Annotated in this window: 19 protein-coding genes; 16 read left to right on the top strand and 3 right to left on the bottom strand. The window is 45.5% G+C overall.

Going from position 1 to position 24,776, the window contains the following annotated elements; genetic code table 11:
* The first annotated feature begins 115 nt into the window (after positions 1-115).
* From QE390_RS18935 to QE390_RS18910, 6 genes are read left to right on the top strand one after another with little or no spacing between them, the layout of a single operon-like run.
* The gene (locus tag QE390_RS18935; protein ID WP_307143326.1) at positions 116-1,192 is read left to right on the top strand and encodes an Ldh family oxidoreductase; all 1,077 of its coding nucleotides are present in this window, start codon (positions 116-118) and stop codon (positions 1,190-1,192) included.
* 49 nt (positions 1,193-1,241) lie between these two features.
* Positions 1,242-2,282 carry an endolytic transglycosylase MltG gene (gene mltG / locus QE390_RS18930; RefSeq protein ID WP_307143325.1) on the top strand — a complete coding sequence of 347 codons (1,041 nt, stop codon included), beginning with the start codon at positions 1,242-1,244 and terminating at the stop codon, positions 2,280-2,282.
* Positions 2,283-2,339: 57 nt separating this feature from the next.
* Complete coding sequence (locus tag QE390_RS18925) at positions 2,340-2,756, top strand: thioesterase family protein (protein ID WP_106637866.1); 417 nt, start codon at positions 2,340-2,342, stop codon at positions 2,754-2,756.
* 32 nt (positions 2,757-2,788) lie between these two features.
* Positions 2,789-3,721, top strand: coding sequence for a YihY/virulence factor BrkB family protein (locus QE390_RS18920; protein WP_106637867.1), 933 nt, complete (start codon positions 2,789-2,791; stop codon positions 3,719-3,721).
* Positions 3,722-3,727: 6 nt separating this feature from the next.
* Positions 3,728-4,678, top strand: a complete 951-nt coding sequence (locus QE390_RS18915) for a glycosyltransferase (protein WP_307143324.1) — start codon at positions 3,728-3,730, stop codon at positions 4,676-4,678.
* Between the two features lie 15 nt (positions 4,679-4,693).
* Positions 4,694-5,314, top strand: a complete 621-nt coding sequence (locus tag QE390_RS18910; RefSeq protein WP_307143323.1) for an L-threonylcarbamoyladenylate synthase — start codon at positions 4,694-4,696, stop codon at positions 5,312-5,314.
* Between the two features lie 55 nt (positions 5,315-5,369).
* Here QE390_RS18910 and QE390_RS18905 read toward each other — a convergent pair whose 3' ends face one another.
* The gene (locus QE390_RS18905; protein WP_307143322.1) at positions 5,370-6,248 is read right to left on the bottom strand and encodes a lysophospholipid acyltransferase family protein; all 879 of its coding nucleotides are present in this window, start codon (positions 6,246-6,248) and stop codon (positions 5,370-5,372) included.
* A 119-nt stretch (positions 6,249-6,367) separates the two neighbouring features.
* Here QE390_RS18905 and QE390_RS18900 point away from each other — a divergent pair, with 119 nt between their 5' ends.
* Positions 6,368-7,036, top strand: coding sequence for a WbqC family protein (locus QE390_RS18900; RefSeq protein ID WP_307143321.1), 669 nt, complete (start codon positions 6,368-6,370; stop codon positions 7,034-7,036).
* A 92-nt stretch (positions 7,037-7,128) separates the two neighbouring features.
* On the top strand, positions 7,129-9,654 hold the full coding sequence (locus QE390_RS18895) for an ATP-dependent Clp protease ATP-binding subunit (RefSeq protein ID WP_106637872.1): 2,526 nt from the start codon (positions 7,129-7,131) through the stop codon (positions 9,652-9,654).
* Between the two features lie 48 nt (positions 9,655-9,702).
* Here the strand turns inward: QE390_RS18895 and QE390_RS18890 are convergent, their stop codons facing one another.
* Positions 9,703-10,314: a pseudouridine synthase gene (locus QE390_RS18890; protein ID WP_106637873.1), complete on the bottom strand. Its 612-nt coding sequence runs from the start codon at positions 10,312-10,314 to the stop codon at positions 9,703-9,705.
* Positions 10,315-10,462: 148 nt separating this feature from the next.
* Here QE390_RS18890 and QE390_RS18885 point away from each other — a divergent pair, with 148 nt between their 5' ends.
* The 3 genes from QE390_RS18885 (at position 10,463) to QE390_RS18875 (ending at position 15,397) form a co-directional block, all read left to right on the top strand.
* Complete coding sequence (locus tag QE390_RS18885) at positions 10,463-10,705, top strand: DUF3820 family protein (RefSeq protein WP_106637874.1); 243 nt, start codon at positions 10,463-10,465, stop codon at positions 10,703-10,705.
* Positions 10,702-11,079 (top strand): DUF2809 domain-containing protein, encoded by a 378-nt coding sequence (locus tag QE390_RS18880; RefSeq protein WP_307143320.1) that lies wholly within the window; start codon positions 10,702-10,704, stop codon positions 11,077-11,079. Before QE390_RS18885 ends, QE390_RS18880 begins: the two co-directional genes overlap by 4 nt.
* 202 nt (positions 11,080-11,281) lie before the next feature.
* Positions 11,282-15,397: a sialate O-acetylesterase gene (locus QE390_RS18875; protein WP_307143319.1), complete on the top strand. Its 4,116-nt coding sequence runs from the start codon at positions 11,282-11,284 to the stop codon at positions 15,395-15,397.
* A gap of 455 nt (positions 15,398-15,852) precedes the next feature.
* Here QE390_RS18875 and QE390_RS18870 read toward each other — a convergent pair whose 3' ends face one another.
* Positions 15,853-16,302 (bottom strand): GNAT family N-acetyltransferase, encoded by a 450-nt coding sequence (locus QE390_RS18870; protein ID WP_307143318.1) that lies wholly within the window; start codon positions 16,300-16,302, stop codon positions 15,853-15,855.
* Positions 16,303-16,545: 243 nt separating this feature from the next.
* On the opposite strand from QE390_RS18870, the gene hisG reads away from it, so the two are divergent.
* The 5 genes from hisG to QE390_RS18845 all read left to right on the top strand — a co-directional run bounded on the left by hisG (position 16,546) and on the right by QE390_RS18845 (position 24,665).
* The gene (gene hisG, locus QE390_RS18865; RefSeq protein WP_307143317.1) at positions 16,546-17,409 is read left to right on the top strand and encodes an ATP phosphoribosyltransferase; all 864 of its coding nucleotides are present in this window, start codon (positions 16,546-16,548) and stop codon (positions 17,407-17,409) included.
* Between the two features lie 18 nt (positions 17,410-17,427).
* Positions 17,428-18,699, top strand: coding sequence for a histidinol dehydrogenase (hisD, locus tag QE390_RS18860; protein ID WP_307143316.1), 1,272 nt, complete (start codon positions 17,428-17,430; stop codon positions 18,697-18,699).
* A 94-nt stretch (positions 18,700-18,793) separates the two neighbouring features.
* On the top strand, positions 18,794-19,858 hold the full coding sequence (gene hisC, locus QE390_RS18855; RefSeq protein ID WP_307143315.1) for a histidinol-phosphate transaminase: 1,065 nt from the start codon (positions 18,794-18,796) through the stop codon (positions 19,856-19,858).
* 97 nt (positions 19,859-19,955) lie between these two features.
* Positions 19,956-20,507: a hypothetical protein gene (locus tag QE390_RS18850; RefSeq protein ID WP_307143314.1), complete on the top strand. Its 552-nt coding sequence runs from the start codon at positions 19,956-19,958 to the stop codon at positions 20,505-20,507.
* A 795-nt stretch (positions 20,508-21,302) separates the two neighbouring features.
* Positions 21,303-24,665 carry an exodeoxyribonuclease V subunit beta gene (locus QE390_RS18845; RefSeq protein WP_307143313.1) on the top strand — a complete coding sequence of 1,121 codons (3,363 nt, stop codon included), beginning with the start codon at positions 21,303-21,305 and terminating at the stop codon, positions 24,663-24,665.
* Positions 24,666-24,776 lie beyond the last annotated feature (111 nt).

The raw sequence follows: 24,776 nt of genomic DNA, 5'->3' as shown, positions 1-24,776 counted from the left end.
CTATTCAAAAAAAGTCTACTTCTCCCACCTTCTGTTAGTTTTGCAGTTCGGAAAGAACGTTGAAATAGAAGATTGAGTTTTCGGTGAATCTACTATTCGAAAGAGTTACTTACTAATGATTGTACATCAGGATCTTTATACGTTTGTTCGGGATATCTTCCTTGCCATGGGTTGTCCTGAGAACGACGCTACGCTGGCTGCCGACGTATTGGTATCAGCCGATTTACGCGGAATTGATTCCCATGGCGTTGCCCGTTTGTCCGGTTATGTCCGATTAATGGATCTGGGCCGCCTGAATCCCAACCCTACGATCCGTATGGTCCACGAAACGCCCTCCACGGCGGTAATCGACGGAGATGCCGGGTTAGGATTGGTGGTAGCCCCCAAAGCCATGGAAATAGCGATGGAAAAGGCCGACAAAGTTGGTACGGGCTGGGTAGCGGTTCGAAACTCCAACCACTTTGGAATTGCCGGATATCACGCTTCGCTTGCCCTGAAAAATGACATGATTGGCTGGTCCATGACACACGCGGGGCCTTTGGTTACGCCGACTTTTTCCAAAGAAAGATTATTGGGCACAAACCCGATTTGCGTAGCTATGCCCGCTCAGGAAGAGCCACCCTTTGTACTCGACATGGCTACCACAACGGCAGCTTATGGCAAACTCGAAATTCTGCAACGCAAAAATCTGGAAACACCCACGGGGTGGGTTCAGGATGCGGAGGGTAACCCCACTACCGATGCCAACGCCGTTCGAAAAGGCGGAGCTCTGCTCCCTTTGGGGGGAGATCGCGAGCATGGCAGTCATAAAGGATATGGACTGGGAGCAATGGTCGATTTGTTTTCGGGAGTATTGTCGGGAGCAAATTATGGCCCCTGGGTTCCGCCCTTTGCAACGGCAGGGTTTATGTCTGCCGACGAAGGCGTAGGCATTGGCACCGGGCATTTTCTGGGAGCCATGCGGGTAGATGCTTTTCGGCCCGCCGATGAATTTAAAAAACACATGGATCAATGGATCCGCCGCTTCCGCAGTGCCGAAGGATTCAAGGGAGAGCAGGTATTAATTCCGGGAGATCCAGAACGATGGATGGAAGCTAAGCGGAAAGAAGAAGGAATTCCGGTATTAGCTCCGGTAATTGCTGATTTAAAAACGCTGGGCGAACGTTTTCACGTTAAGTTTCCAAACGAATAAATCTGTTTTTTCGTTATCATCAACCACAACACGTTATTGAACAAACCCCATGATTCAGAATAAATATATAAAATACGCTATTATTCTGGTTTCTATTCTGATTCCTATTGTTACGTTTTATTTCTGGCAGATTTTTTATACGTCTAATTTAAATGTGAAAGGGAAGCGGGATTTTTACCTGTTAATTCCCACCAAATCAGCCAATTTTGAAACCGTTGTAGATTCGCTGGAAGCGAATAAAATGGTGCATGATGTGATGTACTTCAGATTTCTTTCCAAGCTTCTGAAGTATCCTGAGCACGTGAAGCCCGGCCGTTACAAAATCAAACCTAACGCCGGAAACTATGAGGTAATAAAAGCCCTCCGTTCGGGTAATCAGACTGCGGTTAAACTGACTTTCAATAACGTACGGTTGAAGCAGGAGCTGGTAGAAAAAGTAGCCGGAAAGTTTGAATTTGATTCAACTGAGTTTAAACGAATGTTAAACGATCCAGAGGTTGCCAAGTTCTACGGCTTTACCCCCGAAACAATCGTAGGGATGTTTTTACCTAATACCTACGAAGTATACTGGAATACCACGCCCCAGAAATTACTGGGACGTATGAAATCAGAATACGATAAATTCTGGACAGCCGAACGGAAGGCAAAAGCAAAGGCCCTAAATCTAACCCAGGATGAAGTCATAACGCTGGCTAGTATTGTAGAGGCTGAAACGAAAAAGAAAGATGAAAAACCACGGGTAGCGGGAGTTTATCTGAATCACCTGGCGGCGAATGAACCCCTCAGAGCTGATCCAACCGTAATTTTTGCGATTGGTGATTTTGGCATTAAACGATTGTTGCACAATCAGTTACTGTACCAGTCACCCTATAACACATACATTAACAAGGGCCTGCCTCCGGGACCTATTAACATTCCAGAGCCATCGTCCATTGATGCCGTTCTGAACCGCGAAAAGCACGATTACATGTACTTCTGTGCAAGTCCGAAACTGAATGGCTATCACATTTTTGCGGTAACGTATCAGGAGCATTTAAAGAATGCTAAAGATTATCAGGAAGCATTAAATCAGTTAGGAATTAAAAAATAAAAGACGATAGAGCATCAGATCCGGTAAAAGGAATGGTGCTCTTTTTGCTAATGAAGTATGCGTTTTTTTCAACACGAACATACCTACCGGGTTTGTTATGCCGATACCGACCAGATGGGGTACATGTATTATGGTAATTACGCCCGTTTGTACGAAATTGGTAGGGTAGAAGCCCTCAGAAGCCTGGGTTTCCCTTATAAAAAGCTGGAGGAATCAGGGATTATGATGCCGGTTTATGAAATGAAAACCCGTTATCTGAAACCCGCCCGTTACGATGAGGTAATTACCATTCGAACGAGTATCAAGCAGCGTCCAGCCGCTCGTATCGTTTTTTATTTCGAATTAATGAATCAGGAAGGAGTGCTTTTGAATACTGGAGAAGTTACTCTTGTTTTTGTAAACATGCAAACCAATCGTCCCGTACTGGCACCAGCTGAATTATTGGTAAGACTACAGCCTTCTTTATCAGAATGAGGGCTTTAAGTTTTGATGCATAAAGGTAACTGATGGCTAAAACTTACTCAAGATCCCGAACTTTTCAGAGGCGAATAAAAACCTGGCTTCGAGGTGTAAGAGTTCGTAAAAGAAACTTTTCACTGTATCACTTATTACAGGTCTTACTGGCAAACGTCCTGCAATTTGATATTGATCAGCGGGCCACTGCCGTAGCCTATAGCTTTACTCTGGCTATTTTTCCGGCTATCATTTTCCTTTTTACCCTGATTCCCTACATTCCCATTGCTAATCTGGATGACCAGATTATGACTATTCTTTCGGATGCCATGCCTCGGGGAATCTACCGGGAAGTAGAGCCTACCATTCGGGACATCGTAAGCCGGAGAAGAAGTGGGGTATTGTCATTCGGTTTTATTTTCGCCTTATTCTCGGCAACGAATGGAATGATTGCTCTCATGCGTTCATTCAACATCACCCAACGCACGCACGATGAGCGGGGCTTTATCAAAACACGTCTCGTTTCTATCTTACTCACGTTTCTTTTGGTACTAGTATTACTGGTTGCGATTGGCGTACTGATTATTGGCCGACTGGTGGTAGATGAGCTGGTAGAGAAGCGAATCATCAATGTAGATTCTACCTACATGTATGCCGAAGGGCTGAGTTACCTGACCGTTTTCATTCTACTATTCGTTGCGGTCTCCGTTATTTATTACATTGCTCCAGCTTTGCATCGTCGTTGGCGGTTCTTTAATACGGGTTCGATTATTGCTTCAGTACTGATCATTCTTATTACACAGGGTTTTTCTTATTATATTTCCAACTTTGCCAGCTATAACCGGCTATACGGTGCTGTGGGTACTTTGATAGCCCTGATGATCTGGCTATATCTAGTTGCCTTGGGCCTGATTCTCGGTTTTGAAATCAACCAGAGTCTGGATGATGCAACGCAGAAGAAAGAGGAAGAAATAAAGGATTTATAAGAGACGATGATTCATTACCCTTTAGTATCTATCATTTGCCTTTGTTATAACCACGGACGTTTTGTTGCGGAGTGTTTAACGTCCGTTTTTAATCAGTCTTACCCTGCTATTGAATGTATTATTGTTGATGATTGCAGCATCGATACCAGCGTTCCTATTATTCAGAACCTATTACGAACTCAGGATCAATTAATTACGAACAGGCAAAACCTGGGTATTTGTAAGAGCTTTAATAAAGGGCTACAGCTCGCCAAAGGAAAATATATTGTTGATTTGGCAGCAGATGATTATTTATTACCAGAAACGATTAGGCAACAGGTAAGCTATTTTGAAACGCTTTCTGAGGAATACGGAGCCATTTTTGGCGAGGCCATCCTGGTTAATGAAGCCGGTAATAAAATAGGAACCTGGTATAAAAGAGATGAAGGGGGGCAGTTGATCCAGTCCGTTCCTCAGGGCGATGTTTTTGCTGCCGTTTTAGCTGGCACACCCATTTTAACGGTTACGACTATGACGAGAAAAGTCGTGTATGATGCTCTAAACGGCTATGACGAATCGTTATTATATGAGGATTTTGATTTTTTGGTTAGGGCATCTCGTCATTGGAAATATGCTTTCAAAGATGAGTATTGGGTGAATTATCGTCAGGTAGCAGGATCGCAATCGCGTAATCAGCAGACCCGAAGGGCCAAGCAATTGGAGTCTACCTTTATGGTGTGCAAGAAAGCGGCTGCTATGATTAGAACCCCCGAGGAAGAAACAGCGTTACTATGGCGATTAAAACAGGGAATAAAGCAATGTTTTTATCTCGAACATTACTCGCTTGTTAGGAAATATGCGACCTTGCACGAATCTCTGAAACCACTTAGTGCGTCTTATCGGACCATTCTCTGGGCCTGTCAACTAAGAGTTCCTTTTTATCAAATCTATCGCGGATATCAGAAAATCCGGCGATAATAGAATTGTAAAGCCATGCCAGCTGAATTAATAAGTATACATCCCCTAAACCCCGAACCCCGAAAGATTGCTCGGGTGTTAGAGGTATTGAGACAGGGCGGAATTGTAATTTATCCCACCGATACGGTCTATGGAATGGGTGGGGATATCCACAATGCCCGAACCGTTGAGCGGATCGCTCAGGTGAAGGGTATTAAGCCCGAAAAAAGCGATTTTTCGATTATCTGTAATGACCTGAGCCATATTACGGACTATGCCAAAGTATCGGATCTTGCTTTCAAAACAATGAAGAAGATACTTCCAGGGCCTTATACCTTTGTCCTGCCGGCCAGTAACAAACTTCCAAGATCCCTGAATCCCCGCAAGAAAACCATTGGCATTCGGGTACCGGATCATGCCATTACCCGGGAGATTGTTAGTCAGTTGGGTAACCCGATCATTACTACTTCGATTAAACTGGAGGATGATTTCATGGAGTATCCTACTGACCCCGAAGAAATCTTCCACCAGTTTCAGCATAAGGTTGACCTCATTATCGATGGAGGACCGGGAGGACTTATTCCTTCTACCATCCTGGATGCTACTTCTGACGACATTGAAATCATCCGGGAAGGTTTAGGTGAATGGGAGGAGTAATGAATGCCTAAGCATTAAAAAAGCCTGATCTAGCTAGATCAGGCTTTTTTAATGCTTAGGCAAGAACCATTTCGTCTTCCGAAGGGTGAGTGGTCCGCTTATGTTTCCATCGTTTATGTGACCAGAGCCAGAGAGCTGGTTGTTCGATTAGAGTGTTTTCAAGCCAGCGAATGTACACTTCGGTTAAGGCACCTGAAGAAATATCTTGATAGGAAGGTTCTGCCACTAATTCCAGATGAAAGGAATAATAACCCCGGCGAATCTTCGTAACTTTTCCAAAGACGATAGGGGTATTAAATTTTCGGGCTAGTTTTTCGGTTCCGTTAAAAAAATCAGTTTCCTGATGGAAGAAAGTGGACCAATAGGCCGAATCCGGATGATGGGGAGCCTGATCAGCCAGTGTTCCAATGACCCTGGGTTCTTTCCTACGACTAACCATATCTCGTAGAATATTATACATAGAAACGGGCTTAATGCCAAAACGCGATCGGATGGCGAGCATAAATTTTTCGAAGAAATCATTCGACAGAGGCTTATAAATGACATCCGCTGGTATACCATCACTGGCGATGCTCAAGGATACCCATTCCCAATTCATCTGGTGGCCCAGCATGGTGAACACCGTCTTTTTTTCTTCATTCACTAACCGATGGAGAATCTCGGAATTTTCTAATTTCATTCGACGCTGGATTTCCTCTTGGGTAATCGTCAGCGTTTTAACGGTTTCTACCATGAAGTCACAGAAATTCTGAAAAAACTCCCTGGCGATTTTTTCACGCTCCTGTTCTGATTTGTTGGGAAATGCAGCCGCAAGATTGGATAAAACTACCTGTTTCCGATAGCCGAAGATGTAATAGATAAAGAAGAAAAGGACATCCGAAAAAAGATAGAGTATCTTAAAGGGTATGCGGGATATAACTCGGAATAATACCATTTATGTAATCATAATAAATTCAAAAACTCATTAGGCTTGTCTATATAACTACAAAAGTTAAAAAATAATTTGACACATGAGTTTTTTTGACTTCCTTTAAAAAAGTGATTTAGTTGCAAATGTCGGAAAATAATACCATAGTTGTAGAAATTCAGTATCTCCCGGGTTTGGAATTCTGGACGTGCTACGAAAATTTTGAGACCATTCTCCTTGAAAAACACGAGCATTTTCAAAAGCAGACCTTCAGAAATCGGTGTCAGATATTAACGGCTCAAGGGGTTGATACGCTGGTAGTGCCAGTACTGGATGGACGCAGTAAGCATAAAACGCTGATTCAGGATGTAAAGATTGATTACCATCAACCCTGGATTAAGCGACATTGGGGGGCAATTGAAGCAGCTTATCGAAAAACTCCCTTTTTTGAGTACTTTGAAGAGAAATTTAGGAAGGTTTACGAACAAAAGCCTGACTTTTTGTACGACCTGAATAGGCAGATGCTGACAGTTTGTCAAGAGTTTTTGCGAGTGCCGGATAAATGTAAGGACACCGAAACCTATAATCTGGACTATGAAAGGCCAATTATGGACGCCAGGGGCCTGATTTCACCCAAGAAGGGGCCGGAGGAACGGGGTTTTTATCAGCCCATACCTTATCGGCAAAATTTCGGGGAACAATTTTTTCCTAATCTAAGTATTCTCGATTTATTATTCTGTCAGGGAAATAAGGCTCGATCAATTTTGAAGGCTTCTATTAAAAATACATCAACAGAAAATACGTTGACAGTATAAAACCAGCAGATTTTATAGATTCTGGATTATAAATGAACAATAGCTGTTCGTCCGGCGTTAGCCGGTTAAATAAAGCACGCTAAACCTTAAGTATGGAAGCGAAATTTTCAAACCGCGTGAAAGAAGTCATCTCTTTGAGCCGAGAAGAAGCTCTGCGATTAGGGCATGACTACATCGGGACAGAGCATTTGCTTTTGGGTATGATCCGTGAAGGCGAAGGCGTGGCTGTTGCCCTGTTAAAGAAATTAAGTATCAACCTCGATGAGTTGCGAATGACGATCGAGCAAGCTACGAAGGGAACAGCAACGCACAGCGTTCGGAACATGGCCAATATTCCTTTGACTCGTCAATCGGAGAAGGTACTTAAAATGACTCATTTGGAGGCGAAGGTCTTCAAAACCCAGTTGATTGGCACTGAACACGTATTGTTAGCCATCCTTCGGGACGAGGATAACATTGCGACTCAGATTCTTCATAAGTTCAATGTGAACTACGAAATCGTTAAGGAAATGCTGGAATATCAATCAAACCCTAACATCAATGCCGGCCCGGATACGGACGACAACGATGAAGACAGCCGCATGTTTGGTTCCAGCCCTCGTAGTGAATCTGGTAAGCCAGGAGCAGAGAAATCCCGCACGCCGGTGTTGGATAACTTTGGCCGTGACCTCACCAAGTTAGCTGAACTGAGCAAGTTGGACCCTATTGTGGGCCGTGAGAAAGAAATTGAGCGGGTAGCTCAGATTTTGTCTCGCCGTAAGAAAAACAACCCTATTCTGATCGGGGAACCTGGCGTTGGTAAAACAGCTATCGCTGAAGGCCTTGCTCTCCGCATTGTTCAGAAGAAAGTAAGCCGCGTGCTCTTTGGCAAACGCGTCGTTACGCTCGATCTGGCATCGCTGGTAGCAGGTACTAAATACCGGGGTCAGTTTGAAGAGCGGATGAAGGCGGTAATGAATGAGTTGGAAAAATCACCCGAAGTGATTCTTTTCATCGACGAAATTCATACCATCGTTGGAGCTGGTGGAGCTTCTGGCTCACTGGATGCCTCTAACATGTTCAAGCCTGCTTTAGCTCGTGGGGACATCCAATGCATTGGTGCTACCACACTGGATGAATACCGGCAGTATATTGAGAAAGATGGTGCCTTAGCCCGTCGTTTCCAAATGGTTATGGTAGATGCTACCAGCATTGAAGAAACCATTGAGATTCTCAATAACATCAAAGATAAATACGAAGAACACCACCACGTTAACTATACACCCGAAGCTCTGGAAGCAGCGGTGAAATTGTCAGAACGTTATATTTCTGATCGCTTCCTGCCCGACAAAGCTATCGATGTGCTGGATGAAGTAGGTGCTCGTGTACACATCAATAATATTTCAGTTCCCGAAGACATTATTCAACTGGAAGAAGCAGTTGAAGAAGTGAAAAAGCAGAAAAATCAGGTCGTTAAATCGCAGAAATACGAAGAAGCGGCACAACTGCGGGATCGGGAAAAGAAATTACTTGAACAGCTTGACAAAGCGAAACAACGCTGGGAAGAGGATACGAAAACTCGTCGTTATACCGTAACGGAAGATAACGTTGCAGAGGTTGTAGCGATGATGACGGGTATTCCCGTACGTAGCGTGTCCAGCGATGAAGGCAAGAAGTTACTTACGCTTTCAGAAGATCTGAAAGGCAAAGTAATTGGTCAGGAATCTGCCATTGAGAAACTGGCTAAAGCAATCCAGCGGACGCGTGTAGGTCTGAAAGATCCGAAAAAACCGATTGGTTCTTTCATCTTCCTGGGCCCTACGGGAGTTGGTAAAACAGAATTAGCCAAAGTGCTGGCCTCTCACTTGTTCGACAAAGAAGATTCGTTGGTTCGGATCGATATGTCTGAATATATGGAGAAATTCAGCGTAAGCCGTCTCGTGGGGGCTCCTCCAGGATACGTGGGTTACGAAGAAGGCGGTCAGTTAACGGAAAAAATCCGTCGTAAGCCTTACTCAGTTGTCTTGCTTGACGAGATTGAAAAAGCTCACCCGGATGTATTTAACATTCTGTTGCAAGTGCTGGATGACGGTATCTTGACGGATGGTTTAGGTCGTCGGGTTGATTTCCGAAACACGATCATTATCATGACTTCGAACATCGGAGCTCGTGACCTGAAAGATTTCGGAACGGGTATTGGTTTCGCTACGAAAACTCGTGTGGATGGTCAGGACGAAGCGGTGAAAAGTACTATTCAGAATGCTCTGCGTAAGGCGTTCTCACCTGAATTCCTGAACCGTCTGGATGATGTAATCATCTTCAACTCACTCGAACGCGAACACCTGCATCGGATCATTGAGCTGATGCTTGGAAAACTTTTCGCTCGGATCACTACGCTGGGTTACCGCGTTGAGTTAACCGAAGCCGCAAAAGACTTCCTGGCGAAGAAAGGATACGATCCTCAGTACGGAGCTCGTCCGCTGAACCGGGCCATCCAGCGTTACCTGGAAGATCCCGTAGCGGAAGAAATCCTTAAAGGAGATCTGGCCGAAGGCGATATTCTGCTAGCCGACCATGATGGAACCAGCGAAACGCTGACGATCACGGCTAAAAAACCAGAAACGATTACGGAAGAATAGATTTCCCTGAATAGATAGTAAAGAGAGTGGTGAAAGCCACTCTCTTTTTTATTGCCAGTTGGTAATGCGAAGCTTCCTGAAAAACTCATTCTCCTCCATTTCACGAACTTCGCCAGGTTGTAAATCTCCCAAAGTAATCTCTTCAATGGATACCCGAATGAGCCGTTGGCAATGGTGATGGATTGCTTTCATCATCTTCCGAATTTGCCGAAATTTTCCTTCCGTTAGTGAAATAAGTAACCAGGTATGGGGACGGTCATCAGGATATTCCCAGCCACTTTGAAAGAGGTTCGCGGGTTTTTCTACGATATCGACTTGGCAGGGGGTGGTTTTGTAGTATAAATCTCCGGTGAGTGGAATAAGGACGCCCGTTCGTAAAGCTTCTAATGATTCGGGGCTTACCTGTTTATAAACCTGGACCAGATACTTGCGTTCGTGCGGAATATCGCCCTGAAAAAGAAGTTTAGTAACTTTTTTATTGGTAGTAAGTAATAGCAAACCTTCCGATTTATTATCTAATCGGCCAATGCAGTGCGTTCCTTCAGGAAAGTTGAAATTCAAATTTCCTAACATATGCATAGCCTCGGCCCCAGTGAACTGCGATAGCATGTTAAAGGGTTTATTAACCAGAAAATACCGATGTGGCAAGGCTTCACTCATCATAAATAAGTACGGGAAAAAGAGAATAAGGACTTAAAAGTAATAGCTATGACGAGTTAATAGCTCAATATTCTGGCGATTCAAATCTAAAAAATGATAACCTACTCCTAGTGAATGCTATACATTATTGATTCGTTATCTTTGCCAAATGAATTCAGAAGAATCCAGCGGAAATACTGCTCTATTACTTGAGTTAACCACTTACAAAATGCCATTTGGGAAGCATAAAGATTCCCTGATTTCAGACTTACCCGTTTCTTACTTAGAATGGTTTGCCCGGGAAGGTTTTCCGCAGGGCAAGCTGGGTGTGCTGCTCCAAACCATGTACGAGATCAAACTCAACGGATTGGAATACTTACTGGACGGAATTAAGAAACAGCAGTTTAGATGATTTCCAAAGCCAGACTTCGCTACGGCTTCCTTATTCTTGTTACCATTGCTATAGGCCTCATTTCCAGAAAACTATCTTTTATACCTTTGTGTGTAGGTGATGCTTTATGGGCATTAATGATTTTCTGGATGATGATCTTCTGTTTCCCTACTGCAAAACTTGTTCGACTCATGTTAGTTAGTCTACTGATTTGTTTCGCCGTCGAAGCGAGTCAACTGTATCAGGCCGAGTGGATAAATGCTATCAGAAGAACGTTACCGGGCCGACTAATTCTGGGTCAGGGTTTCTTATGGTCAGACTTGTGGGCCTATGCAATAGGAGTATCGGCGGGAGGATTTGTTCAGGAAAAAGTAATAAACAAAACAGCGGAATAAAGGGCTGTTTTATTGTTGTGCAAGAATGTAGTAACGAAAATGGGTCAGGTTCATCCCCGGTTTCAGGGCACTAAATGAGAGCGTAAGTCAAACGTAAAAAATGTTAATATTCTATTTGACAATACGTTATCAGAATTTTTGCCTTTAGTTTTGTAGGGTTTTTCTTCCAATTCACCATCAGAATTTATTAAAAATTGAGTATATGAAATTAAACTATACCTTCTTCATTGGTTGTCTGTACTTATTATTTTCTTCTTCTGCATTTGCTCAGGTAAACATTACCTTTCCAGTAAAACGGATCGTTTTTCAGCGAAATGCGAGCAACAATGCCAGCGTAACCGTCTCGGGTAACTATGCGAATAATGCAGATAAAATTGAAGCTCGCTTCGTAGCTCGCAATGGTCAGGGAACCAGCACTAATTGGACTCCCATAGCAGCGGGCAGTGGGGTTTTTCAGGGAACCGTCCAGGTTTCCGGGGGCTGGTATGACGTGGAGGTTCGCTCTTCGGCGGGGGGAAATGTATTATCCAGCAGCAAAGTGGAGCGAGTAGGAGTAGGGGAGGTTTTTGTTATCGCCGGGCAGTCTAACGCTCAGGGCCGCAAAGACCAAACGGACATTCCTGAACCTCAGGACGACCGGATTAACGTCATTACCAATTTTACAGAAAATGAGAATAGCAGTCAGGAACCCGGAAATTCTTTTCCGGAATTCAATAAAATGACGGCTAGTATCAAATATGCTCCTTATGGCTATACAGCCTGGCATTGGGGGCATTTAGGCGATCTGCTGGCTCAACAATATAATGTGCCGATTTTGTTTATTAACGCGGCTTTTTCAGCAACGGGAGCTTATAACTGGGAAGAAAGCTCGAAGGGATTAATTACTAAACATCCTTATGCTGATTATAACCTTCCGCAGGGGATGCCTTATGCTAACCTTAGGCTTTCTTTACAATACTATGGTAACCTTACTGGGATTCGGGGTGTATTATGGCTTCAGGGAGAATGGGACGGATTAAATAATACTAATCCTGAAACCTATTATAATCAGGTAAAGACGGTTATTGAAAAATCTAGAGCTGATTTTGGTGGAAAGAGTCTGTCCTGGATGATTGCAAGAGTTTCCTTATATATAGGGGCAAACAATGCAACATTTACCAGTAGCAATGTGATTCAGGGGCAGAATTTAGTAGCTGAGCGTGTCTCTAACTGTTTCAAAGGTCCTGAAACGGATAATATTCAAAATCCCAGGGATCCAGCCGATCCTGGTCACTTTTATGGTTCAGCGAATCATAAAAAGCACGGTCAGGCTTGGTTTGATGCCATCAACAGTACTAACTTTTTGGGAGCATCCCAGCCACAAACGGCAGCCTCCATGTTACAAACGGCTTTTGCCTGTGCGGGTTCCAGTCAGTTTAGCTTAACGCTGCAAAGTGCGACGGGTCAGGGACTTTGGGTAAATGCCAGTAACGGTTCTACTCAATCGGGACAAAGTATTACCGGACAAGCAGGCGTAACTTATTATGCTCGTAGCAAAGATGGAGTAGGTAATTCGTCCTTTGCTCCTCCCTTTACGGTTCCCAGCGGAATCGGTACGCCCAGCATTTCAGCCACTAGTCTTGCGTTCTGCCCCGGCGGTAGCACCACCCTGACGGCTAACGGAGCCGGTACTAATTTCGTTTGGAGTAATGGACAAACGGGAAAGAGTATTACGGTGAAAGAAGCCGGAAGTTACACGGTGAAAATTAAGGATGCGGGTGGATGCGAATCGGGTAACTCTGCTCCGGTAGAAGTGAAATTATCGTCGGCTCTTGCGGCCCCTGAAATCACGGCTTCTACTAGCGTAGTTTGTGAAGGGAGCTCAGTAGTTTTAAGCGTTCCAGCGAATAGTAGTTATCAATGGAGCACGGGAGCTACTACCCAAAGCATTACGGTAAATGCGGCAGGAAGTTATACCGTCAAGGTAAAAGATGCCTTCGGCTGTGAGTCGTCGGTTTCCAAAGAGTACAAGTTAACCACTTCGCCCTTACCGGCGGCACCAACGCTAACGGCCTCTGGTTCTGTAACCAACCTTTGTCCCGGAACACAGGTAACTCTTAGTTCGTCTGCCGGAAGTTCTTACAAATGGAGTAATAACTCAACAGCACAAACCCTGGTGGTAACTCAGCCCGGTCGTTATACGGCTCAGGTAACCAATGCGAACGGATGTGTATCGCCCGTTTCGGCGGCCATTGAGGTTACGTACACCAGTAAGCCAAACACACCCGTTATCACCGCTTCTGGTAAACTGGACATTTGCGAAGGAGAGACAATCAAGCTTTCTTCCAGCAAGGCAGATAATTATTTTTGGTCGGATAATAGCAATACGCAGGAACTGACCGTTAGCAAATCCGGCGAGTTCAACGTGTATTCGACGAATGCCAGCGGATGTAAGTCGGATCTTTCCAACACCGTTCGGGTTACGGTTCATGCCCTTCCGGCGAAGCCTTCGGTAGTGGCTCAGGGGCCTTCAACCGTATGTGATGGGGTGGCTGTGAACTTAAATTCTTCGGTTCAGGCTGCCACGTATAGCTGGAGTACGGGTGAAACTAGTCCCAGCATCAACACTACCAAAGCTGGAGATTATACGGTACTTGTGAAAGATCAGTATGGCTGTACTTCGCCCGTCTCAGATGCGTTGAAAGTTATCGTACGGTCGTTGCCCGCTACGCCTACTATTGCGGCAAGTGGCCCGGTAACTAACTTCTGTCCTGAAAATCCAGTAACGCTTACTTCTACTTCTTCTCAAAAATACACCTGGAATAATGGCTCTGCTGATCAGTCCATTAAGGTTAGTCAGGAAGGATCATTTACGGTGAAAGTGACGGATGAATTCGGTTGTACCTCTCTGCCTTCGGCAGTGGTTCAGGTAAAGCCTTTCCCGAAACCTGCGACTCCAGTAGTAACGGCGCCAAGAAATCCTTCGTTTTGTGAAGGGGAAAGTGTAACGCTTTCGTCCACGCAGGCGGATACTTATAATTGGTCAGGAAATCAAACTACGAAGGATATCGTTGTGAATCAATCCGGCGTGTTCTCGTTGTTTGCCGTGAGTACTAATGGCTGTCGTTCCGACCAGTCAAATACAGTAACCGTAACTGTTCACCCATTACCGGCCAAACCTCAGGTAGTGGCCAGTGGTTCTACGTCCTTGTGTACGGGTGGATCGGTTAACCTGACGAGCTCTTCTGGATCGGGTTATTCGTATGTGTGGAGTAATGGAGCCAACCAGCAAACCATTAATGTTTCAACGGCTGGAAATTATAAAGTGAAAGTAATGGATGCCTTCGGTTGCGGTTCGGCTGAATCGGACGCGATAGCGGTAGTGGTGAATCCTCGTCCAGATAAGCCTGTGATTCAGGTGCAGGGTTCCCCGGTATTCTGTGCGGACAAAAACGTAACGCTTCAGGCGAATTCTGCGGAGACTTCTTTTGTGTGGAGTTCAGGTGAGAAAACCTCTTCCATCGTAGTCACCAAAGCAGGTACCTACAGTGTGCAGGCGATGAACATCTATAACTGTTTGTCAGTAGCTTCTGATGCAGTTAACACTACCGTTCGAGCCTTACCTCAGGCTCCGGTGATTCGGGCGTTAGGTAACCTGGAATTCTGCGAAGGCGGAACGGTTACACTAGCCTCCGATAACTCAGCTCTGAAACATAGCTGGACTAGCAATACTGCTACTCAGAATAGTATTGTGGTTTCACAATCGGGTACTTATACGGCTCAGGTAATGGATGAGCTGGGTTGTACTTCAGCCGCGTCTAATGCCATTACCGTGAAAGCGGATCCTCTTCCCACGACGCCAACGATTACGCAGGTGGGTACGTATAAATTACAGGCTGGAGGCACAGGAACGGTCTTCAACTGGAAACGAGATAATCAGGCTTTGGCTACGGAAGAATCAGTAATTAAAGCCTCCGCTTCGGGGACATATACGGTTCAGGCCGCTCTGGTCTACCGATTGGCATCAGGTAATAATTTAACCTGTTTCGCCAAAGAAACGGCAAGTTTCCGCTTCGTATTGGACCCCAACAGTCAGGAACTTAGCGTTTACCCCATTCCTGCGATCAATGGTCGGGTAACTGTTGAGACGTTAAAAGGCTTGAAAAATGTGACGATCCGCCTTTTCACTATGGCTGGAAAGCAGGTGTATGAACACAAGATGGCTTCACTGGAGGATACTCAAACGATTCTAGTCAATGAAAATTCAGGTCTATTAATCATGGTAGTAGACGCCGACGGATTCCACGCCAGCAAGCGGATTGTGGTTCATTCGTATTAATAGATAAGATGAATGAGTAATAGAAAATCCCTGATCAATTTAATGACCAGGGATTTTTGCTTTTATAGACGTAGTGACGTGACTTTTATCGCGTTTGGTTGCCTACTCGCAGTCGCTCGGCTCTTACGCCGTGGTTGGTGTCTCACCAATTACAGTTTGCATACAAATGGCTGGAGAGACACCAGCCATGGCGGGAGATCTGATCCAAATGTATTTTAATACCAATCGGCCAGAGGCCTATCAATATTTCGTCACTCGGCAGAGCCGAGCGACTGCGGGTAGAGGTGGTTTTTCTATAATGTAGAGACGCGATGAAGTCGCGTCTGGTTAAGAGGCAGCTTTTTAGCCGTGGTTGGTGTCTCACCAACTACAGTTTGCGTACAAATGGCTAGTGAGACACCAGCCATGGCGGGGATTATTCCTATTGCCTGACTAGACGCCATCTCATCGCATTTCTACAGATTTTTTTTCATGCAAACGCTATTATCCATGCCTATATACTGACCGTAGTTAGGAATGGGTTGATATCCACTGCGGGTATAAAGAGCAATGGCTGGTTGCTGGCGTTTTCCCGTTTCCAGTACGCAGTATTCATACCCCAATGCTTTTGCCCAGGTTTCCAGTTCCGTTAAAATCTGAGGAGCAATCCGTTCGCCGCGGCGTTCGGGCTTCACGAACATTCGTTTTACTTCAGCAGATTGCTCGTCAAAGGCCTTAATAGCTCCACAACCTACCGGTTCATTTTCATCATAAGCGACGATAACCTCTTTGATAGAATCAACTTTATTGTATTGATCGTAAAACGCGTGTTCCTCTCCATCGGTAATGGCAAGATAGGCGTCGAGTTCTTTAATTAACAGTCGGAAATCGGAGTTTTCAGAATTGGTTCGCAGAAACGTAATCATGGTTTTGGTAAAGCCTGGGCGTTAAGAAAGGAAAGACATTTTCACTTTTGCGAAGTAAGAAGAAAAGAGTTAGATACCCAAAGTCCGCCCGATTCTGGCTCTCAATGCAGCAGTAGGTTCCCTAATCGAACAAATCCTGCCAAACAATCTTCGTTCGATGAGTCTTATTCCGTACGAATAGCTAATTTTGGGACCTAAATCGTACGTATTCCGAGCTGATGCCCGGAGCTTTAGTATTTACTCATGAGCCAGGATTTCCTCCGTATAGCCGTTCAAAAGTCCGGTCGCCTCAGCGAAGACTCTCTTTCCTTATTTAAAGAATGTGGAATCAAGTTCGATTCCAAAGCCGGAAAACTCAAGACCACTGCCAGCAATTTTCCCGCTGAATTTCTCTTCCTTCGGGATGATGACATTCCCGGTTACGTAGAAGACGGCGTGGCCGATATCGGGATTGTGGGCGAAAACGTACAGGTAGAAACTGGACGTAAGGTAGACATCGCCAAGAAGTTAGGTTTCTCTAAATGCCGTTTATCCATTGCTATCCCTCGCGGCGATAGTTATCAAGGGGTAAAAGACTTGCATGGGAAAAGCATCGCCACCAGTTACCCCGTGATTTTGGGTAACTTCCTGAAAGAGAACGAAATCGAAGCCGAAATTCACGAAATCAGTGGTTCGGTAGAAATCGCACCCAGTATAGGCTTGACCCACGCGGTTTGTGATATCGTTTCTTCCGGTAGCACGTTACTGGCTAATGGCCTTTCGGAAGTGGAAGTAATCTTCCGTTCGGAAGCGGTAATGATTGCCAATACTTCGCTCAGTGAAGAGAAGAAGGCGATTCTTTCGAAATTGCTGTTCCGTATTCAGGCCGTTCAGACAGCCAAGAATAACAAATATGTAGTACTGAATGCTCCTAATGAGAAGCTGGATGCCATTACGGCTCTGCTTCCCGGCATGAAAGCCCCAACCATTGTTCCGTTGGGAACGGAAGGCTGGTCTGCTGTTCATTCGGTATTAAGCGAAGAAGATTTCTGGGATAAAATTGATGCCCTGCGTCTGGCCGGAGCCGAAGGAATTCTGGTCGTGCCGATTGAAAAGATGATTTACTAGTTTCGAACGCATACACTCATGCAACTTATTCGTTATCCCGAACCGGAAACCTGGGGCTCCGTTTTAGCTCGTCCGGTGCAGCAAATGGCTCAGATTGAGCAGTTGGTTCAACCCATTTTGCAGCACGTCCGGGATCATGGCGATGCAGCCCTGCGGGAATACGCATTAAAATTTGATCAGGTTCAACTGGATCGTCTGGATGTTCCTCTGGACGTAATAGAAGCGGCCGAGCATCTGCTTTCTGCCGAACTGAAAGAAGCCATCCAGCAGGCGGCTTCCAATATTGTTACCTTCCACTCAGCCCAACGGCAGTTACCCGAGAAGATTGAGACCATGCCCGGCGTGACCTGCTGGCGTAAATCAATCGGCATCGAGAAAGTTGGAATTTACATTCCCGGCGGCACGGCTCCCTTATTTAGCACAGTGCTGATGTTGGGCATTCCGGCTCAGTTGGCGGGTTGTAAGGAGATTGTCTTATGCTCACCCAGTCAGCACCCCGCCATTCTTTACGCGGCCAAGCTGGTGGGGGTCACCAAGGTATATAACATCGGAGGAGCCCAGGCCATTGCGGCCATGGCTTACGGCACAGAAAGTATCCCTCAGGTATATAAGATTTTCGGACCGGGGAATCAGTTTGTAACGGCAGCAAAAATGCTGGTGGCTAAAGAAGGCATCGCGATTGATATGCCCGCTGGCCCGAGCGAGGTAGCCATATTTGCCGATGAATCCGCAAATCCGGCTTTCGTCGCGGCTGATTTGTTATCGCAGGCAGAACACGGTAAAGACAGTCAGGTATTACTGGTTTCTACTTCGGAAGAAGTATTAACCCGTAGTATGGAGGAAGTAACCAAGCAGGTTCGGGAGTTACCCCGCGAAGATTTTGCCACGCCGGCTCTCGAAAACTCTAAAGCCATTCTGGTAAAAGACGAACGTGAAGCCCTTGATTTATTAAATGCTTACGCGGCAGAACACTTGATTCTGTCCGTAGAAAATGCCGAGGCTTTATCCGAGGAAATTACCAACGCAGGTTCAATTTTTTTGGGTCATTACACGCCAGAATCTGCGGGCGATTACGCTTCGGGAACGAATCATACCTTACCCACGAACGGTTACGCCCGGGCGTATTCCGGTGTTTCGCTGGATAGTTTCGTGAAGAAAATTACGGTACAATCCATTTCGCAGGAAGGACTGAAAAATATCGGTTCTACCATCATGGAAATGGCCGCCGCCGAGTCCCTCGACGCCCACAAAAAAGCCGTAGAAATTCGACTGAAAGAGTTGGGAGTTTAGGGTTTTGAGTTTTGTGTTGAAAAGTATTATATGGGAAATAGTTTGGATGAGTTACTAACTCAAAACCCCAAACTCAAAACCCCAAACACTAACCATGTTTATTCTAGAAAAACTAATACGTCCGCACTTGCTGGCTTTGACGCCTTACTCTTCCGCTCGGGACGAGTATAGTGGTAAAGAAGGCGTGTTTCTGGATGCCAACGAAAACCCGCTGGGTTCTTCGACTAATGAAAATTTTAACCGTTATCCTGATCCGTACCAATGGGCGGTAAAGGAGAAACTGGCTCCGATCAAAGGCGTTCGTACGAGTCAGATTTTATTAGGAAATGGCTCTGATGAGCCCATTGACCTTTTGGTTCGGGCTTTTGCTGAGCCAAAGGAAGATCATATTCTGATTCTGCCACCTACGTATGGGATGTATGAGGTTTCGGCCAATATCCAGAATGTGGCGGTAAAAAAAGTGCCTTTAACTACTGACTTCCAGATTGATGTGGATGCCGTTCTGGCAGCGGTAGAAGAGCATACCAAGATTATCTGGTTATGTTCGCCTAATAATCCCTCGGGCAACCTGCTGCGTCGGGAGGATATTTTGCGAATTATTGAAGGAACGTCGTGTATCGTGGTGGTGGATGAAGCCTATATTGACTTCGCTGCCGATGCGACCATGGTTCCTTTACTCAATCAATATCCTAATCTGGTGGTGTTACAAACGTTCTCCAAAGCTTGGGGACTAGCTGGTTTACGCGTGGGAATGTGTTTTGCCAGCGAAGCGATCATTGCTCTGCTGAACAAAATCAAATCGCCTTATAATATCAGTAGCATGACCCAGCGGTTGTTACTCGAAGCCCTGGATCATGTCGAGAAGAAAAACGAAATGGTGGAAGTAATCGCCGTGAACCGTACGCGGTTACGCGAGCGTCTGGAAGCCCTGCCGAATGTTGAACACGTATTTCCGACGGACTCTAACCAACTGTTAGTCAAGTTTCAGGATTCGGCGGCTGTTTTTTCTTACCTGCTTGAACACAAAATTATCGTTAGAGATCGTTCTAAAGTCAAACACTGCGACAATTGCCTCCGAATCTCGGTCGGCACTCAGGAGGAAGATGATGTATTGATGCAATCATTACAACAATTTGCTCGGGAGCTTGTCCATAGTTAATGTTAGTTTTGCTTGTGTGTTGTGAAGGAGATCTGTCTCGGGTCTCCTTCACTGTATGCAAGGTTTCCTCCAGCCGAATCACCTATCTAATTGGTCCATGAAAGTATTCATTATCTCTACATTAGTAACCCTAGGCTTGGTTACTTCTTCCCTTGAAAGTAAAGCCCAGGAAATCAACACCTCTCCCCAACGCAAGTATGCGGTTGGCTTTAAAGTAGGAGAACCTCTGGGCCTGAATGCCCGTATTTATACCCGAAACAACCGTGGTCTGGATCTAAGCTTTGGTACGTACGGAATGCTTTGGGGCAGTAACCGTAAGTATGGCCCACACGGCAGATTCAAGAATACAGGCTGGGCCTTAAGTGCCAATTATATCTTTCACACGGACAACGAAGGAAAAAACTTTCAGGCTTATTACGGCTTTGGTGGACAAATCACCAGCCGCCGAAGTTATCCCGAGCGTCTAGCTCCTTATAATGCTTACGAAAACCGGACGGGTATTGGAGCGAGTGGTCTGGCTGGTGTAGAATACTTCCTGCCTCAGTCGCCCTTGTCTATCTTCGTCGATGCCGGGTTGTACCTGGAAGTGATTCCTGTTCCGGCATTCATACATGTGCAGGCTGGTATCGGAACCCGATTTAATTTCTAAGCGTATAAAAGCACTGCTGCCAGCTTTCTCGCTGGCAGCAGTGCTTTTTGTAGGTTAACTTGGCTTGTCGTAGGAACGAGATGGAATCTCGCACCAGAAATGAGAGTCTTGGGTATGAATTCACCACCTGTCATCTCGAAGGAAGAGAGAGACCTTATGTAGAATGGGGCGGTGTTAAGATTAACCTCGCAGTCGATTGACTTTGGCCGAGGCTAGCAAGCCTGTTTTTGTTGGGGAAAGAAGTGCTCTGACCCGCTACTAGTTTGCATCCTACCGGCCAGAGGCCTAGAATCAGGTAGTCACTCGGCTAGAGCCGAGCGACTGCGGGAGGCATTCATGCACGTGCAGGCCGGTATCGGAACCCGATTTAATTTCTAATATTAGGTTAGACAGGTAGGAACCTGCCTTATTGTAGGAACCAGTTGGATAAAACCACGGCCCAAGTAGAGACGCGATAAAGTCGCGTCTGGGTAAGAGGCGGTTTTGTTACCTTGACGCCATGTTTGGTGTCTCACCAAACACATTTTGCGTATAAATGACTGGTAAGACACCAGCCGTGACGGGGTTCTTTTCATCTCCCAGCCAGACGCGATAAAGTCGCGTCTTTACCATTTCAATAACTAAAATTTCTGGTTAAACTGTGTACATCACAGCTTCCTATACCTATTTATTTGAAATATCATTTTTAGACAGTCTCTAAGATTTTCAAGAGAAAGTAACAGGAATTGTAGGAAAGCATTGTAAATTCATATTTCATACAAGCTAAGCAGGCTCAGCCTGCTTTTTTCTTCAGTAATGTTTACCATCTATGCTGCCTCTGCTGGTTCTGGAAAGACCTTCACGCTAACGAAAGAATTTTTAAAGCTTGCCCTAGCCGATCATCCTGATCTTGAAGAAGAGGGAAAATGGAAATTCAGTCCGTATTACTTTCAGCATATTCTGGCGGTAACCTTTACCAACGATGCCGCTCACGAAATGAAGAAGCGGATTCTGGATACCTTGCTGGATTTAAAAAAGTATCAGGATCTCGACCCCGCCCGTCAGAAAAAAGTAAAGGCTTTGAGGGAGTTGCTATTGGTCGAAATCACGGATCCTGTCACGGGTAAGGGCATTAGCGAAGCAGAATTACAACGACGGGCCGCCCAGACTTTTCAGGTGTTACTACATCAGTATGGACGCTTGTCGGTATCCACCATCGACAGTTTTACGCAACGCGTAGTATCCGCTTTTACGGAAGAATTAGGCATTCCTTATAACTTCGAAGTAAGCCTCGAATCGGACGTACTGGTGGCAGCTGGTGTGGAGCAGTTACTTTCCAAAGTAGGCCAATCGGAGTTTAATCAGTTAACGCTGGTGCTGGAAGAATTAGTGGCAGAACTAGCCGATCAGGGGAAGAGCTGGAAGTCGCTTCAAACGGAGTTATTATCCGTTGGAAAAAAAATACTGGACGATAAGCACCGCGATGCCTTAAAGAAACTGGAAGATTTAAGCATAGCCGATTTCTGGGAAATTCGAAAGAAAATACGGGACTATTGTGCCTGTCAGGATACCGAGTATCGGCGTTTGGGGAAAGTAGCGGTAGAGTTAATTGAAGAAAAGGCAACTTTATCCATTGCCGATTTTAGTTATGGAGCCAACGGGGCGGCGGGTTTTCTCCAGAAAATTCGGGATGGTCATAAAACGTTTGCCGAAGGAATTTCCAGCCGTCTTTATTCCGTCGTTCGTCGGGAGCAAAACTGGCTGAAGGCCAAAGTCGCTTTACCCATCTTGTCCAGTTTTGAAACCATTGAATCGGAGCTGGAAGTGGTGGGGCGAGAACTAATACAACTGCACGAATCCCAAATTCAGAAGTACACCCTCTGTCTGGAAATTGATAAACATTTGCATAAACTGGCCTTGCTCAAGCAGTTATCCGACGAAGTAAAGGCCATTGAAGATCATTCCGGACAAATTCACATTTCCCGGTTCAATCAGTCCATTCTGAACATTGTCCTGGAAGAACCGATTCCGTTTCTCTACGAACGCCTCGGCGAGAAGTTCCATCATATCCTGATTGATGAGTTTCAGGATACTTCCCAGCTTCAGTGGCTCAACTTTATGCCGCTGATTGACAATAGTTTATCCGCCGATTATTACAATCTCGTGGTAGGCGATGCCAAGCAAAGTATCTACCGTTTTCGGGGGGGAGAAATGGAGCAACTGGTGTATTTGCACGAAGGTAAAGACCTTACGCCCATGTTACCCGCTGGCAATGAGATTAACTGGAACGTGGGCGACCGACTTTTAACGATTAAAGGTAAGCTAGTGCCTCAGGTGCTGGACTTTAACCGTCGGAGTTGTCGGGAAATTATAGATTTTAACAACGACATTCTAAAACATATCCTGGCTAACCAGGTGCCAGCAGATTGGGAGGTAACTCCTCGAATTTACAGTGCTTACGTTCAAAAAGCACCCGATAACCCCAAATGTGGCGGCCATGTGCAAATTGATTTTCTGGATAGTGAGAGGCCAGCCACGCCCGAGTTTATTCTGAACCAAATCTCGGAATGCCTTGCCGACGGTTATGAGTATAAAGACATTGCGATCCTTTGTCGAAAGAACAAACACGCTCGAGAACTAGCTGATACCCTGACTTCCCAAGGGATTCGGGTAATCTCGGCGGATTCATTATTGGTCAGTGCCTCACCAGTGGTTAACTTGGTTATTGCTTTTTTACGAGTACTGAATACGCCCGATCAGCCGCTGGCCAAATATGAAGCGGCCTATTTATTCCTCAAGGAAATTCAGGGGCAGGTTCCTGAAGAACAGGTAAACACCCGCATTCGCCAAATGGTGGAAGCACCGGATATGGGTGCATTCTGGACCTGGGTACGGGAAAAAGAGCTGGAAAAAATAGCTGATTTACCGAAGGAAGTAGCCAGCACCCAACTCAATGCTTTTCTCATGCAGAAAGCCAGTCTGTTTGAAAGTTGTGAGGAGTTAATTGCTCGGTTCAAACTCTTTGATAAACCTGATCAAGCGGCTTATTTATTCCGTTTTCTGGATTATGTACAGGATTTTTCAACGCGAAAAAGCGGCCATTTAAGTGATTTCTTACTCGACTGGGAGCAGCAGAAGTTCAAGCTTTGCGTAAGCTCACCGGAAGGGGCTAATGCCGTACGGATTCAAACGATCCATAAATCCAAAGGGCTTGAATTCCCGGTTGTATTACTGCCTTACGCCAACTGGAGCTTCAAAAACAACCTCTGGGATGAAATCTGGGGCGATCTGGAAAGCATGGAGGCTGAGGAGTTAACATTGGTGTCAGCGGATGATAAACCATCCCGTAGTTTGAAAGTGGCTCCGTTTTCGGTTTCCCAACGCCTGGCAGCTACCCACTTGAAAGAAGCCTACGAAAAAGAAACAGAACAGACCTTTCTGGACAATCTGAATTTACTATACGTAGCCCTGACTCGCCCCGTCGAAAGGGTGTATATCTCGATGGAAACCAAGCTTTCGAAAAAAGGGGAGGTAACGGGACTAAAAGATACCGTGGGGGTATTCTTTTCGGATTATGTAAATGCCTGCGAAGGCACGCACATACTCAAACAGGGGGAAAAGCGAGTTAAGTCAGAGAAAAAAGAACAGGAAGATAAGGTGGTAATTACGGGAGTTATCACCCAAGATCGCCGGGGTAGTATGCGTCTGCGGCGGCAGAAAGATCGGTTAAGTGAGCTGGATTCTTTTGCCATGCAGAAGGATTGGGGGAACAAAGCTCACATCGTCATGCGGGAAATCAACACCCCTGAAGATGTACCCATCGTAATTGATCGGATGCAGAAAAGGGGCTTACTGGATGAGACGCAGGTGTTGCGAATGACGGAAGCCATTGGCCGGATTTTGAGCAAGGAAGAAATGAAACCTTACTTTGAAATGCCCGCAGAGTTTTTATCAGAACGGGAAATTCTCATGCCCAATGGAGAAGTCATTCGCCCCGACCGGGTAGTCATTCGTCCCGATCAGACCGTCGCTATTCTCGACTATAAGACGGGTCAGGCCAGGGATAGTCATAAAGATCAAATCAAAAAATACGCCCGTCGTTACCGCGAAATGGGTTATAAACACATCGAAGGCTGGATTGTCTATCTGGAATCCGGCGAATTGGTTCAGGTTAGTTAATGGTTCGTTTTCTGTTATCATGAACCACAGCGTTACGCAGAGTTTGGCACTAAGTAACGCTGAGTGAAACATTGTGAAACTCTGTGGTTATTCAGTAACAAACTAACTTTC

The sequence above is a fragment of the Siphonobacter sp. SORGH_AS_1065 genome (genome assembly GCF_030818595.1).
Classification (GTDB): domain Bacteria; phylum Bacteroidota; class Bacteroidia; order Cytophagales; family Spirosomataceae; genus Siphonobacter.
Note: the sequence above shows the minus strand (reverse complement) of the source record. Positions and strands in the feature narration are given on the sequence as shown.

Excerpts from the sequence above, each read along its gene's own strand:
- QE390_RS18935 (WP_307143326.1), top strand. The coding sequence starts at position 116 with ATGATTGTACATCAGGATCTTTATACGTTTGTTCGGGATATCTTCCTT.
- mltG (WP_307143325.1), top strand. The coding sequence starts at position 1,242 with ATGATTCAGAATAAATATATAAAATACGCTATTATTCTGGTTTCTATT.
- QE390_RS18925 (WP_106637866.1), top strand. The coding sequence starts at position 2,340 with ATGCGTTTTTTTCAACACGAACATACCTACCGGGTTTGTTATGCCGAT.
- QE390_RS18920 (WP_106637867.1), top strand. The coding sequence starts at position 2,789 with ATGGCTAAAACTTACTCAAGATCCCGAACTTTTCAGAGGCGAATAAAA.
- QE390_RS18915 (WP_307143324.1), top strand. The coding sequence starts at position 3,728 with ATGATTCATTACCCTTTAGTATCTATCATTTGCCTTTGTTATAACCAC.
- QE390_RS18910 (WP_307143323.1), top strand. The coding sequence starts at position 4,694 with ATGCCAGCTGAATTAATAAGTATACATCCCCTAAACCCCGAACCCCGA.
- QE390_RS18905 (WP_307143322.1), bottom strand. The coding sequence starts at position 6,248 with ATGGTATTATTCCGAGTTATATCCCGCATACCCTTTAAGATACTCTAT.
- QE390_RS18900 (WP_307143321.1), top strand. The coding sequence starts at position 6,368 with ATGTCGGAAAATAATACCATAGTTGTAGAAATTCAGTATCTCCCGGGT.
- QE390_RS18895 (WP_106637872.1), top strand. The coding sequence starts at position 7,129 with ATGGAAGCGAAATTTTCAAACCGCGTGAAAGAAGTCATCTCTTTGAGC.
- QE390_RS18890 (WP_106637873.1), bottom strand. The coding sequence starts at position 10,314 with ATGAGTGAAGCCTTGCCACATCGGTATTTTCTGGTTAATAAACCCTTT.
- QE390_RS18885 (WP_106637874.1), top strand. The coding sequence starts at position 10,463 with ATGAATTCAGAAGAATCCAGCGGAAATACTGCTCTATTACTTGAGTTA.
- QE390_RS18880 (WP_307143320.1), top strand. The coding sequence starts at position 10,702 with ATGATTTCCAAAGCCAGACTTCGCTACGGCTTCCTTATTCTTGTTACC.
- QE390_RS18875 (WP_307143319.1), top strand. The coding sequence starts at position 11,282 with ATGAAATTAAACTATACCTTCTTCATTGGTTGTCTGTACTTATTATTT.
- QE390_RS18870 (WP_307143318.1), bottom strand. The coding sequence starts at position 16,302 with ATGATTACGTTTCTGCGAACCAATTCTGAAAACTCCGATTTCCGACTG.
- hisG (WP_307143317.1), top strand. The coding sequence starts at position 16,546 with ATGAGCCAGGATTTCCTCCGTATAGCCGTTCAAAAGTCCGGTCGCCTC.
- hisD (WP_307143316.1), top strand. The coding sequence starts at position 17,428 with ATGCAACTTATTCGTTATCCCGAACCGGAAACCTGGGGCTCCGTTTTA.
- hisC (WP_307143315.1), top strand. The coding sequence starts at position 18,794 with ATGTTTATTCTAGAAAAACTAATACGTCCGCACTTGCTGGCTTTGACG.
- QE390_RS18850 (WP_307143314.1), top strand. The coding sequence starts at position 19,956 with ATGAAAGTATTCATTATCTCTACATTAGTAACCCTAGGCTTGGTTACT.
- QE390_RS18845 (WP_307143313.1), top strand. The coding sequence starts at position 21,303 with ATGTTTACCATCTATGCTGCCTCTGCTGGTTCTGGAAAGACCTTCACG.